Genomic DNA, 440 nt, shown 5'->3' on the forward strand with positions numbered 1-440 from the left:
GCTAAGTGGGGGTAGTTGACAAAGTGCAATTGTTGGGCATGACATTGCCGCTCGCTCGTCCAGCTCTGGCGGCTCAGGCCATTTTCGTCTTCATGGGTTCGTGGAACGATTTCATGCGCCCACTCATTATTTTGTCCGATCGACAGCTGTTTACGTTGCCGCTTGGCCTCAATAGCTTCAAAGGACAGTACATCAGCTATTGGAACTACATTATGGCGGCATCCATGGTGTTTACGCTGCCGGTGTTGGTCATTTACGTCTTTTTCAACCGCTACTTCATCAAAGGAATTTCGTTCACGGGCGGAAAATAACGGACGTTTTGTACAACGGTTTTCCGGTCATGACAAGAAGGGGCTGTTCGCCAAACGGAGGGTTGTCCTCCTTTGGTGGCAGCTTTTTTTTTCATGGATATGCCGCGCGAAAAAAAAGCTGCCACCAAA

1 pseudogene is annotated in these 440 nt (G+C 49.1%); it reads left to right on the top strand.

The annotated features are described in order from the left end of the window. Positions 1-38: 38 nt before the first annotated feature. Positions 39-311, top strand: a pseudogene (locus I656_RS0117490) (ABC transporter permease subunit); the annotation flags it as partial. Positions 312-440: the final 129 nt, after the last annotated feature.

The organism is Geobacillus sp. WSUCF1, from assembly GCF_000422025.1.
Lineage (GTDB): Bacteria > Bacillota > Bacilli > Bacillales > Anoxybacillaceae > Geobacillus > Geobacillus zalihae.